This is a genomic window from Microbacterium sp. cx-55 (assembly GCF_021117345.1).
Classification (GTDB): Bacteria; Actinomycetota; Actinomycetes; order Actinomycetales; family Microbacteriaceae; genus Microbacterium.
In genome coordinates this window covers 1,157,951-1,173,391 of the sequence record NZ_CP088261.1, presented here as the reverse complement: position 1 = coordinate 1,173,391, position 15,441 = coordinate 1,157,951, and the positions used below count along the sequence as shown (strand labels likewise).

General features: G+C 71.2%; 12 protein-coding genes. 1 reads left to right on the top strand and 11 read right to left on the bottom strand.

The window, feature by feature from the left end:
• Positions 1-33 precede the first annotated feature (33 nt).
• From LQ938_RS05410 to argC, 9 genes are all read right to left on the bottom strand, one after another.
• Positions 34-1,800, bottom strand: a complete 1,767-nt coding sequence (locus LQ938_RS05410; protein WP_223723472.1) for a protein kinase domain-containing protein — start codon at positions 1,798-1,800, stop codon at positions 34-36.
• A complete protein-coding gene (locus tag LQ938_RS05405; RefSeq protein WP_223723471.1) occupies positions 1,797-2,285 on the bottom strand; it encodes a hypothetical protein in 489 nt (162 codons plus the stop codon). The genes LQ938_RS05410 and LQ938_RS05405 overlap by 4 nt, the downstream gene beginning before the upstream one ends.
• 130 nt (positions 2,286-2,415) lie before the next feature.
• Entirely contained in the window at positions 2,416-3,846 is a 1,431-nt protein-coding gene (gene argH / locus LQ938_RS05400) for an argininosuccinate lyase (protein WP_223723470.1), read from the bottom strand.
• A complete protein-coding gene (locus tag LQ938_RS05395; RefSeq protein ID WP_223723469.1) occupies positions 3,843-4,970 on the bottom strand; it encodes a heparan-alpha-glucosaminide N-acetyltransferase domain-containing protein in 1,128 nt (375 codons plus the stop codon). The genes argH and LQ938_RS05395 overlap by 4 nt, the downstream gene beginning before the upstream one ends.
• 5 nt (positions 4,971-4,975) lie before the next feature.
• Positions 4,976-5,899 carry an ornithine carbamoyltransferase gene (gene argF, locus LQ938_RS05390; RefSeq protein WP_223723468.1) on the bottom strand — a complete coding sequence of 308 codons (924 nt, stop codon included), beginning with the start codon at positions 5,897-5,899 and terminating at the stop codon, positions 4,976-4,978.
• Positions 5,896-7,152, bottom strand: a complete 1,257-nt coding sequence (locus LQ938_RS05385) for an acetylornithine transaminase (RefSeq protein ID WP_223723467.1) — start codon at positions 7,150-7,152, stop codon at positions 5,896-5,898. The genes argF and LQ938_RS05385 overlap by 4 nt, the downstream gene beginning before the upstream one ends.
• Entirely contained in the window at positions 7,152-8,054 is a 903-nt protein-coding gene (gene argB / locus LQ938_RS05380; protein WP_223723466.1) for an acetylglutamate kinase, read from the bottom strand. Before argB ends, LQ938_RS05385 begins: the two co-directional genes overlap by 1 nt.
• The gene (gene argJ, locus LQ938_RS05375) at positions 8,051-9,208 is read right to left on the bottom strand and encodes a bifunctional glutamate N-acetyltransferase/amino-acid acetyltransferase ArgJ (protein ID WP_223723465.1); all 1,158 of its coding nucleotides are present in this window, start codon (positions 9,206-9,208) and stop codon (positions 8,051-8,053) included. Before argJ ends, argB begins: the two co-directional genes overlap by 4 nt.
• Positions 9,205-10,251 (bottom strand): N-acetyl-gamma-glutamyl-phosphate reductase, encoded by a 1,047-nt coding sequence (gene argC / locus LQ938_RS05370; RefSeq protein WP_223723464.1) that lies wholly within the window; start codon positions 10,249-10,251, stop codon positions 9,205-9,207. The genes argJ and argC overlap by 4 nt, the downstream gene beginning before the upstream one ends.
• Positions 10,252-10,622: 371 nt before the next feature.
• On the opposite strand from argC, the gene LQ938_RS05365 reads away from it, so the two are divergent.
• Positions 10,623-11,753, top strand: a complete 1,131-nt coding sequence (locus LQ938_RS05365; protein ID WP_223723463.1) for an AAA family ATPase — start codon at positions 10,623-10,625, stop codon at positions 11,751-11,753.
• A gap of 70 nt (positions 11,754-11,823) precedes the next feature.
• Here the strand turns inward: LQ938_RS05365 and pheT are convergent, their stop codons facing one another.
• Together pheT and pheS are read right to left on the bottom strand one after the other, a co-directional pair.
• Positions 11,824-14,343 (bottom strand): phenylalanine--tRNA ligase subunit beta, encoded by a 2,520-nt coding sequence (gene pheT / locus LQ938_RS05360; protein WP_223723462.1) that lies wholly within the window; start codon positions 14,341-14,343, stop codon positions 11,824-11,826.
• Positions 14,343-15,389, bottom strand: coding sequence for a phenylalanine--tRNA ligase subunit alpha (gene pheS / locus LQ938_RS05355; RefSeq protein ID WP_223723461.1), 1,047 nt, complete (start codon positions 15,387-15,389; stop codon positions 14,343-14,345). Before pheS ends, pheT begins: the two co-directional genes overlap by 1 nt.
• Positions 15,390-15,441: the final 52 nt, after the last annotated feature.

Here is a 15,441-nt window from a genome sequence, read left to right as displayed (position 1 = left end):
GTCGTAATCCCGTTCGGCGGGTGCCGCACGGCGTCATGGCGCCCCCTGCGTCGCGGTCGGCGAGGGCACCGGCGCGGGACTCGGACTCGACGGGGCGGGGACCGGTGTCGGGGTCACGGCGGGAGGAGCGGATGCGGGCGCCCAGAGCGTGACTCCGGTGCCCAACGCGACCACGGCGCCGGCCGCGGGCGCGGCGGCGACGACGACATCCGGTTCGCCCGCGCCGGCGTACTCCACCGTGGGCACGAATCCCGCCGCACTCACCAGGGCCGCGGCCTCTGCGATCGATAGGCCCATCACCGCGGGGATCGCGTTCCGGCCCGAGGCGACCTGGACGGAGACGGCGGTGCCGACCGGGCGCCGAGAGCCGGAGGCGGGGTCGGCGGCGACGACGACGCCCGCGGGCGTGGTTCCGTCGACGGCCGTCTCGGCGCCGACCGCGAAGCCCGCCGCGGCGAGCACACCTCGGGCGTCACCGACGGGCATCCCGACGATCGGGGGGACGTCGACGAGCACCGGAACGGTCTCGGCGGGCGACGGAGCCGACGTGGAGGCCGTCACAGTCGGTGTCGGAGCGGATGAGACGGGAGGCGGGACGGCCGACGGCGCCGATCCCGCTGCCGCGGAGAGCGCGATGATGCCGATCAGCGCGACCGCGCCGACTCCCCCCGCGGCCCAGGCGGGCCAGCGCGGACGACGACCGGCCGCTGCTCCGTGCGGGGGTCCGGATGCGCCGGCCCCGGACTCGGGCACCGAGGTGCGGTAGACCCGGGTGGCCGCGCGCGCATCCGCGTCCGCATCCGCATCCGGATCCGTCGCCGGAATGCCGCCGCTCGGGAGGCCCGGCTGCGCCCGGGTGACCGCCGTGTCTGCGCGACCCGTGTCGGCGCTTCCGGTGACCGCGGCCGCGGTGACGCCGGTGTCTGCCGGCGCGAGCGCCCGCCGCATCTCCCCCGCATTCGCGAACCGATCGGCCGGGCGCTTGAGCATCGCCGTCGTCACGACCCGGTCCATCGCGCGGTCGATGCCCGGACGCTCCGCCGAGGGCACCGGCGGGGGTGCCGTCAGGTGCGCGCGCACGACGACATCGCTGGCGCCACGGAACGGAACGCGGCCCGTCAGCGCGAAGAACAGCGTCGCCCCGGCCTGGTAGAGGTCGCTGGCCTCCGTGACCGGTGCGCCCGACAGCTGCTCCGGTGAGGCGTACGGCACGCTCGCCACGACCCCGGCCGGGGCGGCCGCCGTGCCCGCCAGCAGCGCGTCCGACCCGCGCGTCGTGCGTCCGGGCACATCGGCCAGCCCGAAGTCCAGGAGGCGGATGCGGCGACGGAACAGCATCGGATCGAACGGCTCGAGCGCGTCGGACGCGATCATGACGTTGGCCGGGGTGAGATCCCGGTGCACCACGCCCTCGGCGTGGGCGGCGGCGAGCGCATCCAGCAGCCCGTCCATCAGGACCCGCGCCGCGGCACTCGGCAGCGGACCGTGGGCGCGGACGTGCTCTTCGAGCGTGACGCCCTCGACCAGCTCCATCGCGATCCAGACGACCGGCGGATCGGTCTCCACCGTGCCGGCATCGAAGATCTCCGCCACCAGGGGGTGCACGATCGACTGCGCGGCCCGCACCTCCTCGAAGAAAGCCGCCCAGACGGCGCGGTCGGCCGCGAGGTGCGGATGCAGCAGCTTGAGCGCGACCGGATGCCCCACCTGCTCATCGACCGCCGCGAAAACGGCGGCCGTCCCGCCGCTGCCGCGGAGCGCCGTCAACCGGAACCGGCCCGCGACGAGGCCGTCCGTCACAGGGCGAACTCGGGAGCGGAGCGCTCGAGGTCGCCGCCGGTCGCGCCCTCGCGCGCCGTGACCGCCATCGCCGAGACGAGTCGCGCCGCGAGCTGTCCGGCATTCCGCGCGACCGATCGGTTCTCGTAGCGCCGGGCGTGCAGCATCACCAGTTCGTCGTCGACGGTCGCGAACCAGCCGGTGGTCCGCACCCGTGGCTCCGGCGCGGAGTGCACGATGATGTCCGCGGCGCGTGTGAGCAGTTCCCCGGCGGCATCGTGCGCGCCGCGCTCACTCGGGTAGAGTCCGCAGCTGCGGGCGAGCTCCCGGTGGTTGTCGCTCATCAGCCGCCATCCCACGACCGGCCCCGCGTGGGCGGCATCGATCGTGTGCAGGTGCACGCGCTCGGCGTGGAGCGCGAGGACCTCGGATGCGGTACGCATCCAGTCGAGCGCCGTGCGGTGCTGCAGCGTCGGAAAGCGCGCGTACAGGAAGTGCGCAGACATCGCTCCCCTTCATCGTCGGCGCACACGAATCAGGGCGCGTCCGAATGCTGCTCCTCACCGGCCACCTGGACGCGTCCGGGTGGTGAACGGAAGAAGAAGAAGCAGGGAGCGACGGGTGGCGGAGCCCCGCTCAGACCGAGAACGTGTGCGCGAGCGCCTGGGTGCGGGCGACGAGCTCAGCGCGCTGTTCGGCGACCCGGACGCCCGCCGTCCCGCCGACCCCGGCGCGACTCGCGATCGAGCCGGCGACCGTCAGCACTTCGCGCACCTCGGGCGTGAGGTGCGCGGACACCGCGGCGAGCGTCGCGTCGGACGCCTCGTGCAGTTCGATTCCCTGCTCCTCGCAGACCTGCACGAGGGCGCCGGAGACCTCGTGCGCCTCCCGGAAGGGATGCCCGCGCTTCACGAGCCACTCGGCGACATCCGTCGCGAGCGAGAACCCCTGCGGCGCGAGCTGCGCCATCCGCTCGGTGTCGAACCGCAGCGTCGCGACCATCCCGGCGAACGCCGGCAGCACGAGTTCGAGGGTCGCGATCGAGTCGAAGACCGGCTCCTTGTCCTCCTGCAGGTCGCGGTTGTATGCCAGCGGCAGACCCTTCAGCGTCGCGAGGAGCCCCGACAGGTTGCCGATCAGGCGCCCCGCCTTGCCACGGGCGAGTTCGGCGATGTCGGGGTTCTTCTTCTGCGGCATGATGCTCGAGCCGGTCGAGTACCCGTCGTCGAGGCGCATGAAGCCGAACTCGCGGGTGTTCCAGAGGATGATCTCCTCGGCGAAACGGGAGAGGTCGACCCCGATCATCGCCGTGATGAAGGCGAACTCGGCCACCACATCACGCGCGGCGGTGCCGTCGATCGAGTTCTCGGCCGGACGATCCAGTCCGAGCTCGTCCGCGACGAGCTGCGGGTCGAGCCCTAGCGTGGAACCGGCGAGCGCTCCTCCTCCGTACGGAGAGACGCGCGCCCGGACCGACCAGTCGCGGAAGCGTTCGAGATCGCGCACCAGCGGCCAGGCGTGCGCCTGCAGATGATGCGCGAGCAGCACCGGCTGCGCGTGCTGCAGGTGCGTGCGGCCCGGCATCGCGGCGTCGGCGTGCGCGTCGGCCTGCGCGACGATCGCGTCGATCAGGCGTACGACGTCGCGAGAGATGGTGCGGGCGTGATCGAGCAGGTACATCCGGACGAGCGTCGCGATCTGGTCGTTCCGGCTGCGCCCCGCCCGCAGCTTGCCGCCGAGCTCCGCGCCGACCTCGGCGATCAACGCCTGCTCGAGGGCACCGTGCACGTCCTCGTCGTCGGGCCCGGGCAGCAGGGTGCCCTCCGCGACGGCCGTGGCGAGGGCGTCGAGGCCCGCGTGCATCCGGGTCGCCTCGTCGCCGCTCAGGTATCCCGCGTGCGCGAGTGCGGTGGCGTGCGCGTGCGAGCCGGCCAGGTCGTACGGCGCCAGCACCCAGTCGAAGTGGGTCGAGCGGCTGAGGGCGGCGAGCTCGGGGGACGGTCCGGAAGCGAAGCGTCCTCCCCAGAGCGATCCGCGGTGGGTGGCGTCGTTTCTGTCCTCGTTCACGGCATCCAGCCTACCGAGCGCGGTGATCGCTCCGAGCGGCGCGACAGGCGCGCGAGGAGGGTCTCGAGGGGCCCGCGTCCGACGACCACGGCCCAGGCGGTGCAGGCGACGACGACCAGCACGGTGATCGGCCAGAACGGCTGCAGCGCCCGGAAGCCGGAGAGGTCTCCCGGGTCGCCCAGGGCCGCCGTGGCCCACACGGCCCAGACGAGCACCTGGGCACTGTAGGCGGTGAGCGGCATACTGCCGGTGGCACGCAGCGGCAGCACGAGGGCGCGGACGAGGCGAGCGCGGCAGACGAGCAGCGCGGCGCCCAGCACGGCGAGCGCGAACCCCGCACCGCCGAGCACCTCCGGAAGGCCGCCGGAGTGCGGTTCGACGCTGAGCACGATGTCAAGGTAGTCGGCCGGCTCGCCGAACACGGACGGCCGGGACAGCGTGCCACCGACCCCGTACGAGACCAGCGCGACGCCGACACCGACACCGAGCAGCAGAGCGGGCACGGCGCGCCGACGCAGATCCAGACGCCCGACCGCGAGCCCGAGCACGATGAACCCCGCCCAGAGCGGGAACGGGTACGCCCAGCCGATCACGAGTGCCAACGACGCCCCGGCGGCCGTCTCCCAGATCGGCAGGAGCCCGAGCGCCGCCTGCACGAACGGCATGACCAGCAGCAGGCCCGCCGCCAGGACGAACAGCGCCTCCACGCGCAGAGTGAGCAACGGGATGGCGATGAGGAACAGCACCGCGTAGGCGGGCAGGATGACGTAGATCGGGACGCCGGTCGAGATGAGCAAGATGCCGAGCACCCACAGCACGACGGCGCGCACCGCCAGTCGGCCGCGGGCGGCGGCCAGCGCGGCGCCGGACACGGGTCGTGTTCCCCCGGTCGTCAGCGCGATCGAGACGCCCGCGAGCACTGCGAAGAGGATGGACGAGCGCCCGTCCACCACCGCGATCCAGGTACCGGGCCTACCCAGCGAGAACTCGCCCGTCTCCAGCAGATGCGCGGCGAGCATGCCGAGCACCGCCAGACCGCGGGCGAGGTCGATCCCGGCGAGGCGCTCGCCACCCGCCAGACGCCGGATGTTCGTCCGCATCCGTCCGGCAGGTGGCTCCGCCATCTCGGTCACTGCTGCCGCAGCAGCCAGACCAGCAGCGCCTTCTGGGCGTGCAGACGGTTCTCGGCCTCGTCCCAGACGACGCTCTGCGGACCGTCGATGACCTCGGCCTCAACCTCGTACCCGCGGTCCGCGGGGAGGCAGTGGATGAAGATCGCCTCGTCGTCGGCGAGGGCCATCGTGTCGCGGGTGACCTTGTACTCGCCGAGTTCGCGCAGGCGCGTGGCCTTCTCTTCTTCCTTGCCCATCGACACCCACGTGTCGGTCACCACGACATCCGCGCCGGCGGCGGCCTCGGTCGCATCCGTGAACAGCGCGATCGACCCACCCGTCTCCGCGGCACGCACCTCCGCGTCGCGGATGACGTCGGCGCGCGGGGCGTAGGACTCGGGAGCGGCGACCCGCACATGCATCCCCGCGGTCACCCCGGCGAGGATGTACGAGTGCGCCATGTTCGACCGGCCGTCACCGAAGAACGTCAGCGTGAGGCCGGCGAGATCGCCCTTGTGCTCGCGGATCGTCAACAGGTCGGCGAGCAACTGGCACGGGTGGAAGTCATCGCTGAGGGCATTGACGACGGGCACGCGGGTACCGCGCGCCATCTCCTCCAGCCCCGCCTGCGCATAGGTGCGCCAGACGATCGCGGCGACCTGACGCTCGAGGACGCGGGCGGTGTCGGAGGGGGTCTCCTTGCCGCCGAGCTGGCTGTTCGCGGTCGAGATGATCAGCGGAGATCCCCCGAGGTCGGCGATGCCGACGGCGAAGGACACGCGCGTGCGGGTGGAGGACTTGTCGAAGATCACGGCGACCGTCTGCGGACCCGCGAGCGGCTTCTGCGCCCAGCGGTCCTTCTTCAGTTCGATCGCGAGGTCGAGGATCTCGGACTGCTCAGCGGCGGTCAGGTCGTCGTCGCGCAGCAGGTGGCGGGTCATGCGGGGGCCTCCGTGGGGGCGGATGCGGATGCATCCGGTTCGTCGAGAAGAAGAGCGTCGCTCACCGTCGCGAGCGCCGCGGTGAACAACCGGATGAACTCGTCGATCTCGACGTCGCCGATCGTGAGCGGCGGCGCCAGGCGGATCGTCGAGTCGTTCGCGGCGTTCACGATGAGACCGTGCTCCTGCGCGGCCGCCGTCACGGCCTTCGCCACGGGACGGGTGAGCCCGACCCCGAGCAGTAGCCCGCGGCCACGGACCTCCGCGACGAGAGGCGACCCGATGCCGTCGATCGCCGACTGCAGCTGCGCTCCGCGGGTAGCCGCGTTGCCGACGAGGTCGGCCCGCTCGATCTCGTCCAGGACCGCGTTGGAGACGGCGGTGGCGAGCGCGTTGCCCCCGAACGTCGACCCGTGCGTGCCCGGGTAGAACAGGTCGCTAGCCGCACCGAAGGTGACGAGCGCCCCGATCGGGAACCCCCCACCCATGCCCTTGGCGACCGTGATCGCATCGGGGGTGATGCCGTCGTGCTGGAACGCGAACCAGTCGCCGGTGCGTCCGGCACCCGTCTGGACCTCGTCGATGATGAGCAGCGCACCGTGCCGGGTGGTGAGCTTCCGCGCCGCGGCGAGGTAGCCCTCCGGAAGCGGCAGCACGCCCGCCTCCCCCTTGATGGGTTCGATGAACAGCGCCGCGACCCGATCGTCCAGAGCCTCCTCGAGCGCGTCGACGGTCGAATCGATGAACTCCACCCCGGCGATCATCGGCAGGAACGGTTCCTGCATCGCCGGTTTGCCGGTCAGCGCGAGCGATCCCATGGTCCGACCGTGGAACGCGTCCTTCAACGCCAGCACGCGGGGCCGTTCGGTGCCGCCGTGCAACCGGGCGAGCTTGAACGCGGCCTCGTTCGCCTCGGCGCCGGAGTTGCCGAAGTAGACGCGGCCCGCCTCGCCCGCCCCCGAGATCCGCTTCAGCCGGGCAGCGAGCCCGAGCTGCGGCGGCGTCGCGAAGTAGTTCGAGACATGCGCGAGCCGAGCGGCCTGAGTCGCGACGGCTTCCACGAACACCGGATGCGCGTGTCCCAGCGAGTCCACGGCGATACCGGCGAGGAAATCGAGGTAGCGCTTATCGGCGTCATCCCACAGATACGCACCCTCGCCACGGACGAACATCGCCATCCGGTCGCCGAAGCTCCGCACGAGGTCGCGTCGGGCGTCCTCTTGCCACGTCACCGTCTCGGTCGCATTCGACATCACCGCACCACCTCTGTTCCGATTCCTTTTTCTGTGAACAACTCCACGAGCACCGAATGCGGCACACGGCCGTCGATGATGGCGGCCGTCCCGACACCGCCGGAGACCGCATCCAGGCACGCCTGCATCTTCGGGATCATCCCCGACTCGAGTCGCGGCAGCATCTCGCGCAGCTCCGTCGAATCCAGGTGCGAGACGAGCGAGTCCCGGTTCGGCCAGTCGGCGTAGAGCCCGGGCACGTCCGTCAGCACGACGAGCTTGATCGCGCCGAGCGCGACGGCGAGCGCCGCGGCCGCCGCATCCGCGTTGACGTTCAGCGAGTGGCCCGGACGATCCAGATCGGGAGCGATCGACGACACGACCGGGATGCGGCCGGCCTCGAGCTGATCGATGATCGGCTGCGGATCGACCTGCACGACATCGCCCACGCGGCCGAGATCGTGCTCGACGCCCTCGATGATCACGCCGCGACGGCGCCCCCCGAAGAGCCCCGCATCCTCGCCGGACAGCCCCGTCGCGACCGGCCCGTGGGCGTTGATCTTCGCGACCAGTTGCGGGTTGATCTGACCGGTCAGCACCATCCGGACGACGGTGATCGCCTCGGTCGAGGTGACGCGGTAGCCGCCCTTGAACTCGCTCGGGATCGCCAGCCGGTCGAGCATGTCGGAGATCTGCGGCCCCCCGCCGTGCACCACGACGGGCTTCGCGCCCACGTAGCGGAGGTAGGCGATGTCGGCCGCGAAGGCGTCTTGGAGCTCGTCGGAGACCATCGCGTTGCCGCCGTACTTCACCACGACGATCTGATCGCGGAAGCGCCGCAGCCAGGGCAGCGATTCGATGAGCGCCGCGGCTTTCGCACTGGCTTCCGCGGGATCCGTGTCCTGCAGGTCGATATCAGTCATGAGGAGTACGCGCTGTTCTCGTGGACGTAGTCGTGCGTCAGGTCGTTCGTGCGGATCGTGGCGGTCGCGTCTCCGACTCGGAGGTCCACGACCACGTCGGTCGCGCGGGGCGTCAGGTCGACGTCCTCACGCGGCCGGTCGGGGCCGCCGGCCGTGCACACGCGCACGCCGTTCATCCAGACGTCGACGTCGTAGGGGTCGAACTCGGCCTCGGTCGTGCCGATTGCGGCGAGCACGCGCCCCCAGTTGGGGTCGTTGCCGAAGATCGCCGCCTTGAACAGGTTGTTCCGTGCGATCGACCGGCCGACCTCGACGGCGTCGTCTTCGGATGCGGCGTTCGTGATCCGAATGGTGATGTTGTGGCTCGCCCCCTCGGCGTCACCCTGCAGCTGACGCGCGAGGTCGTCGCAGAGCTCGGTGAGCGCGGCACGGAACGCGTCCGGCGCCGGCACGACTCCGGACGCACCGCTGACCATCAGCGTCACCTGATCGTTCGTCGACATGCACCCGTCCGAGTCGAGCCGGTCGAAGCTCACGTGGGTGGCCGCCCGCAGATGGGCATCGGCGTCAGCGGCGTCGAGCACGGCATCCGTCGTGATCACCACGAGCATCGTCGCGAGACCGGGCGCCAGCATCCCCGCGCCCTTCGCGATCCCCCCGATCGACCAGCCCGCGCCCCGGACCACGCTCGTCTTCGCGACCGAGTCGGTCGTCATGATCGCGTGCGCCGCGTCATCGCCGCCGCCCGGAGAAAGCGCCGCCACGCCGGCGTCGACGCCCTGCAGCACCTTCGCGCGGAAGACCTCGTCGCCGGTTCCGATGAGTCCGGTCGAGCAGACGAGCACATCGCCCGCGCCGATGCCGAGGAGAGATGCCGCCCGCTCGGCGGTCTCGTGCGTCGTCTGGAACCCGAAGGCACCGGTGAAGCAGTTCGCCCCGCCGGAGTTCAACACGATCGCCTCGACGACACCATCCGCGATCGCCTGCTGCGACCAGATGATGGGGTTCGCCTTGGCGCGGTTCGAGGTGAAGACCGCGGCGCCCACCTTGAGCGGGCCGCGGTTGACGACGACGGCGACGTCGGGCTTGCCGGTCGACTTGAGACCGACGGCGACGCCGGCGGCTTCGAAGCCCGAGGGGACGGTCACGCTCACGGCGCCACTCCGTTCACGGTGAGGGCGCGGTCCTCGGGGAGGCCGAGCGCGATGTTCATGGACTGCACGGCGGCGCCGGCGGTCCCCTTGACGAGATTATCGACCGCGGTCACCACGACGACGCGGCTCGCGGCACGGTCGATCGCGAGACCGAGGAGGGCGGTGTTGGCCCCCAGCACGTCTGCCGTCCGAGGGAAGACGCCCTCGGGCAGCAGCTGCACGAAGGTCTCCCCCGCGTACGCCTCTTCCCAGGCGGCCCGGATGTCTGCATCCGTCGCTCCGGGCGCGATCGGCGCCGTGCTCGTGGCGAGGATCCCGCGCGCCATCGGCACGAGAACGGGCGTGAAGGAGATGCGGACGTCGCTTCGCGCCCCCGCACCGACGAGCGCCTGCTGGATCTCAGGGATGTGCCGGTGCGTCCCGCCCACGCCGTAGGGGTTCGCCGTCCCGAGAATCTCACTGCCGAGCAGGTTCGTCTTCAGGCTCTTGCCCGCACCCGAGGGGCCGACCGCCAGCACGCTGACGATGTCGCTTGGGTCGATCACGCCGGCCGCGACCCCGGGGGCGAGGCTGAGGCTGACGGTAGAAGCGTTGCATCCGGGTGCCGCGATGCGAGTGGCCCCCACGAGGTTCTGCCGCTGCTTGCCGCCCGCGACGGGCAGCTCCGGAACGGCGTACGTCCACGGTTCGTGGAACTCGCCGCCGTAGAACGCCTCCCAGGCGGAGGCCGACGTCAGCCGGTGGTCCGCGCCCGCATCGATGACGAGCGGGGTGTCGGCGAGCGCATCCGTGTACTGGCCGGACTGGCCGTGCGGCAGCGCGAGCACCACGATGTCGTGGCCGGCGAGCACCTCCGGCGTCGTCGGCTCGAGCGTCAGATGCGCCAGCGAACGCAGGTGCGGCTGGTGCGCGATGAGCGGCTGGCCGGCGCTCGTGTTCGCCGTCACGGTGCGGATCTCGATGTCCGGATGCGCGGCGAGAAGACGCAGGACCTCGCCTCCCGCGTAGCCGGAAGCGCCGGATACGGCGACCGAATAAGACATGCATTCCACCTTAGAGTCTGGGCTCGGCGCACGAGTGCGCCCCGGGGCGGGGACGGCGACACCCGCGCGCTCCGAAGTGCGTGCCGGGTCGCCTAGAGTCGGCGGTCGCCCAGACGTCGGCGCGCACCGGCGAGACCCGAGAGGGTCATCGAGCACGGAAAGGCAGCCGAAGGCATGTCGCGACCCTAGCCGCGGTGCCCGCACGCGCGCAAATCGGGTACGCCGACGGGTGGGCGACGCGGCTCGCGGCGACAACTCCTCCAGATCCGCTCGTCCCGTCGCCTCCGAGGACGACTGCCGCGATTCTGGAGGAGTTGCACGAGCCGCGCCGGGGACATGCCGGCGTCGGGGGTCTCTGCGACAGTGGACGAATGCTGCAGACGCTCGCTGTATCCGGATACCGCTCGCTCCGCGACGTCGTCGTGCCACTCGCTCCGCTCACGGTCGTCACCGGACCGAACGGGTCGGGGAAGTCGAATCTGTATCGCGCCCTCCGACTCCTCGCCGCGGCCGCGACGGGCGGGATGGTCGCCGCCGTCGCCCGCGAGGGCGGGCTGCCCTCCCTGCTCTGGGCGGGCCCAGAAGGAGGTGGCTCGCAGGGCACCGTCCGATCGCGGCCCGTCGCGCTCCAGCTCGGGTTCTCCTCCGAAGAGCTGGGCTACCTCGTCGATCTCGGCCTCCCCCAGGTCGACGAGCACAATCCGTTCTCGCGCGACCCCGAGATCAAGCGCGAGCAGGTGTTCGCGGGTCCGGTCGCGAAGCCCGCGACCGTCCTGATCGACCGCCTCCGTCAGTCGACCCGCGTCCGAGAGGGCTCCTGGGTGCACCTCGATCAGCGACTCGAGCCGTTCGAGAGCATCCTCACCGATCTCGCCGACGGCGACACCGGGCCCGAGCTTCTCGCTCTCCGGCGCGTGTTGTCCGGATGGCGGTTCTACGACCATTTCCGCGTGGATGCGGATGCCCCCTCACGGCAGCCGCAGGTGGGCACCCGCTCCCACACCCTGGCGCACGGCGGCGAGAACCTGGCCGCTGTCTGGGCGACGATCCGCGACGCGGGTCACGGGGCCGCACTCGACCGGGAGGTCGATCGCGCGTTCGCCGGCGCCCGCATCGAGATCGAGGCCGTGGACGGCAGATTCCGGCTCCGGATGCGGCAGTCCGGGCTACTGCGCCCGCTCGACACGACGGAACTGAGCGACGGAATCCTCCGCTACCTCCTGCTGTGCGCCGCGCTCCTACCCGCGCGTCCGCCGGGACTTCTCGTTCTGAACGAGCCGGAGTCGAGCCTGCATCCCGCGCTGCTCGGCCCGCTCGCTCGACTGATCGTCGCGGCATCCGAGGCCACCCAGGTCGTCGTCGTGACGCACGCCGTCCGACTCGCCGACGCGCTCGGCGAGGCTGGCGCGCTCCGGCACGAGCTCATCCCCGACCCGAGCGGCACACGTATCGACGGTCAGGGAATGCTCGACCAACCCGCGTGGAACTGGGGCCGCCGCTGAGTCGATCCGGGTGCCGGGGCCACGGCACCCGGCACCCGGATCGCTCTCGAAGTGACTCCGTCCCGCAGCATCAGTCCCGCAGGGTCGCGCCGAAGCGGTCCGCCGCGACGGCGACACCGGCGAGCTTCGCATCCGTCGCCTCGGCGGCGGTGAGGGTGCGGTCCTCGGCGCGGAAACGCAGCGAGAACGTCAGGCTCTTCGTGCCATCCGCCACCCCCGCGCCCCGGTAGTCGTCGACCAGACGCAGCGATTCGAGCAGCGCGCCGGCGCCCTCGCGCAGTGCGGCGCGCACGTCACCCGCGGGAATGTCCGCGGGTACGACCAGCGACACGTCCTGGGTTGCCGCCGGGTAGCCCGACAGCGACTGTGCGACGACCGCGGATCCGGCGAGCTCGAGCACGAGGTCGAGGTCGACCTCAGCGACCGTCACCCGGGCGCCCAGGTCCGCCGCATCCGCCACCGCGGGCAGCAGTTCGCCGACGTACCCGACGGGCGTCCCGGCGACCGAGAGCACACCCGTGCGTCCCGGATGCAGCGCCGCACGCTCGCCCTGAGTGAGCGTGATCTCGACGCCGGCAGCCGACGCCAGCACGCGGACGGCGTCGACGACCTGGGTGAGTCCGGACTCCTCAGCCGGACGCCCGGGCTGCTTCGGCGTCGCGTCGCCGGTGACGAGCAGCGCCACGTGCCGATGCTGCGGCGGAATGGCGGCGTCGAGTTGCGCGAGCGTCGACGCATCCGGGCGCACCGCGAGCGGCGGCACGAACGGCGTGCCGTACTCGACGCCGGGCGCGGGCACGAAGACGACGCCCGCCTCGAACAGCGCCAGGTCGGTGAAGCCGCGGGAGGCGTTCCGGTGCGCCACCTGCAGCAGACCGGGCACGAGCGAACGCCGCAGGAACGGTGCCTGCCCATCGAGCGGGTTCGCGAGCTTGATGCTCGGAAGATGCGAGCCGTTGGCGCTCGAGTGCAGGTCGTTCTGTTCCGCGGTCGTGAACGGGAAGGACGGCGTCTCGACGAAACCGGCCGCAGCCAGCGCGTTCGACACGCGTCGGCGCCCCTGCTGGGCCGCCGTCCATCCGCGACCGGATGGCGCGATCGGCAGGACGGACGGAATCCGGTCGTACCCCTCGATCCGGGCGACCTCCTCGGCCAGCGTCCACTTGTCGGTGAGGTCGGGACGCCAGGACGGCGCGTCGACGAACCACTCGCCGTCGGTGTCGTGCACCGTCGCGCCGATGAGCTCGAGCGCGCCGACGATCTGTTCCGGCGTGTAGTCGACGCCGATCAACGCGGGCACGAACTCACGCGGAAGCACGATCGCCTCGCGCTCCCACGCCGCGCCGAGCGAACCGCCGAGCTCGTCGGTCGTTCCCCCTGCGTACTTCACCATGAGTTCGACGACGCGCTGCGCGGCGACGTACGGGATGGCCGGGTCGACACCGCGCTCGAAACGACGCGACGCCTCCGACGGGAGCTTGTGACGACGCGCGGTGCGGGCGATCGAGACGGTGTCGAAGATCGCCGCCTCCACCAGCACGTTGGTCGTGGTCGAGGTCATCTCGGTGCGCCCGCCGCCCATGACCCCCGCAAGGCCGATCGGCCCGGACTCGTCCGTGATGAGCAAGTCCTCCGGATGCAGCGTGCGCGCCTGTCCGTCGAGCGTCTCGAGCTTCTCCCCCGCCGCCGCCCGGCGCACGGTGATTCCGCCGGTCAGCGCGTCCAGGTCGTACCCGTGGATCGGGTTGCCGAGTTCGAGCATGACGTAGTTCGTGATGTCGACCAGCACGCCGAGCGAGCGGATGCCGGCGAGCGTGAGCCGCGTGATCATCCACGGCGGGGTGGGGCGTGTGGCGTCGACCCCGCGCACGGCACGCACGACGAACTCCTGCACGGCACGTCGGCCGCGTATCGGAGCCTGGTCGTCGATGACGATCTCGAACCCGGTTCCCGGGTCGTCGACCTCGCGCTCGGCGGGGTCGCGGAAGGCCGCGCCGGTCGCGTGCGAGTACTCGCGCGCGACACCCCGCAGCGAGAGCGCGTAGCCGCGGTCCGGGGTGACGTTGATCTCGACGGCGACGTCATCGAGTCCGAGCAGAGCGATGGCATCCGTACCGACCGGAGCATCGATGCCGAGTTCGACCAGACGCAGGATGCCGGAATGCTCGCTGCCGAGTCCGAGCTCCTTCGCCGACGCGATCATGCCGTCGGAGACGTGGCCGTAGGTCTTCCGCGCCGCGATGGGGAACGGACCGGGGAGGACGGAACCGGGCAGGGTCACGACGACCTTGTCACCGGGGAAGAAGTTGCCCGCACCGCAGACGATGCCGTGCACGTCGTCGCCGCCGTCGGCGGCGGTTTCCCCCTCGGGGGCGACCTGCACCTGGCACCATCTGATCGTCTTGCCGTTGGACTGCGGCTCCTCCTCGAATGAGAGCACCTGCCCGACGACGACCGGCCCGGTCACCTCGAACCGGTGCACGTCCTCTTCTTCGAAGCCCACCCGGACGAGCGCCGCCAGAACGTCTTCGGGAGACGCTTCCTCGGGCACATCGACATACTCACGCAGCCATGACAACGGAACGCGCATCACACCACCATCCCGAACTGCTCGCTGAAGCGCACATCGCCCTCGGCCATGTCGCGCATGTCCTGCACGTCGCTGCGGAACATCAGCGTCCGCTCGATCCCCATTCCGAACGCGAAGCCCGAGTACTCCTCCGGGTCGATGCCCGCCGCGCGCAGCACGTTCGGGTTGACCATTCCGCATCCGCCCCACTCGATCCATCGCGCCCCGCCCTTGAAGGTGGGGTGCCACAGGTCGAGCTCGGCGCTCGGTTCGGTGAAGGGGAAGTAGTTCGCGCGGAAGCGGGTCTTCGCCTCGGGCCCGAAGAGCTGCCGGGCGATGTGGTCGAGCGTGCCCTTCAGGTGCGCCATGGTGATGCCCTTGTCGACCACGAGTCCCTCGAACTGGCTGAAGACCGGCAGGTGGGTCGCGTCGAATTCGTCGGTGCGGTACACGCGCCCGGGGCACACGACGTAGATCGGCAGATCTCGCTCGAGCATCGACCGCATCTGCACGGGGCTCGTGTGCGTGCGCATCACGAGGTGACGGGCCACCGGGTCGACGAAGAAAGTGTCCTGCATCTGGCGCGCGGGGTGGTCGACGTCGAAGTTCAGCGCATCGAAGTTGAACCACTCGTGCTCGAGCTCGGGGCCTTCCGCGACCTCCCAGCCCATACCGATGAAGATGTCGCCGATCTGCTCCTGCAGGAGCGTCAGCGGATGCCGTGCGCCCACCCGGGCGCGGGAGGCGACGGCCGTGATGTCGATGCGTTCCGCATCGAGCTGAGCGGCGGTCTCGATCGCGACGATCTCGGCCTCACGTGCGGCCAGCGCCTGCGTCACTCGGCCGCGCGCCTGCCCCACGAGCTTGCCGAACTCCGCTTTGCGCTCGTTCGGCACGTGCCGCAGCTGGGAGTTCAACCGCGCGAGCGGTGACCCTTCGGCTGCGTGTTCCGCGCGGGCCGCCTTCAGCGCGGCGGAGCTATCGGCGGCGGAGATCGCCTGCAGGGCGGCTTCCACCGCGGCGTTCACCGCCTCGGGCGTGATCTCGTTCTCGGGTGCATCGGACACGGGAGTCGAGTCTACCGAGCACCGGACGGTCCGCTGTCAGATGCTGTCGGAT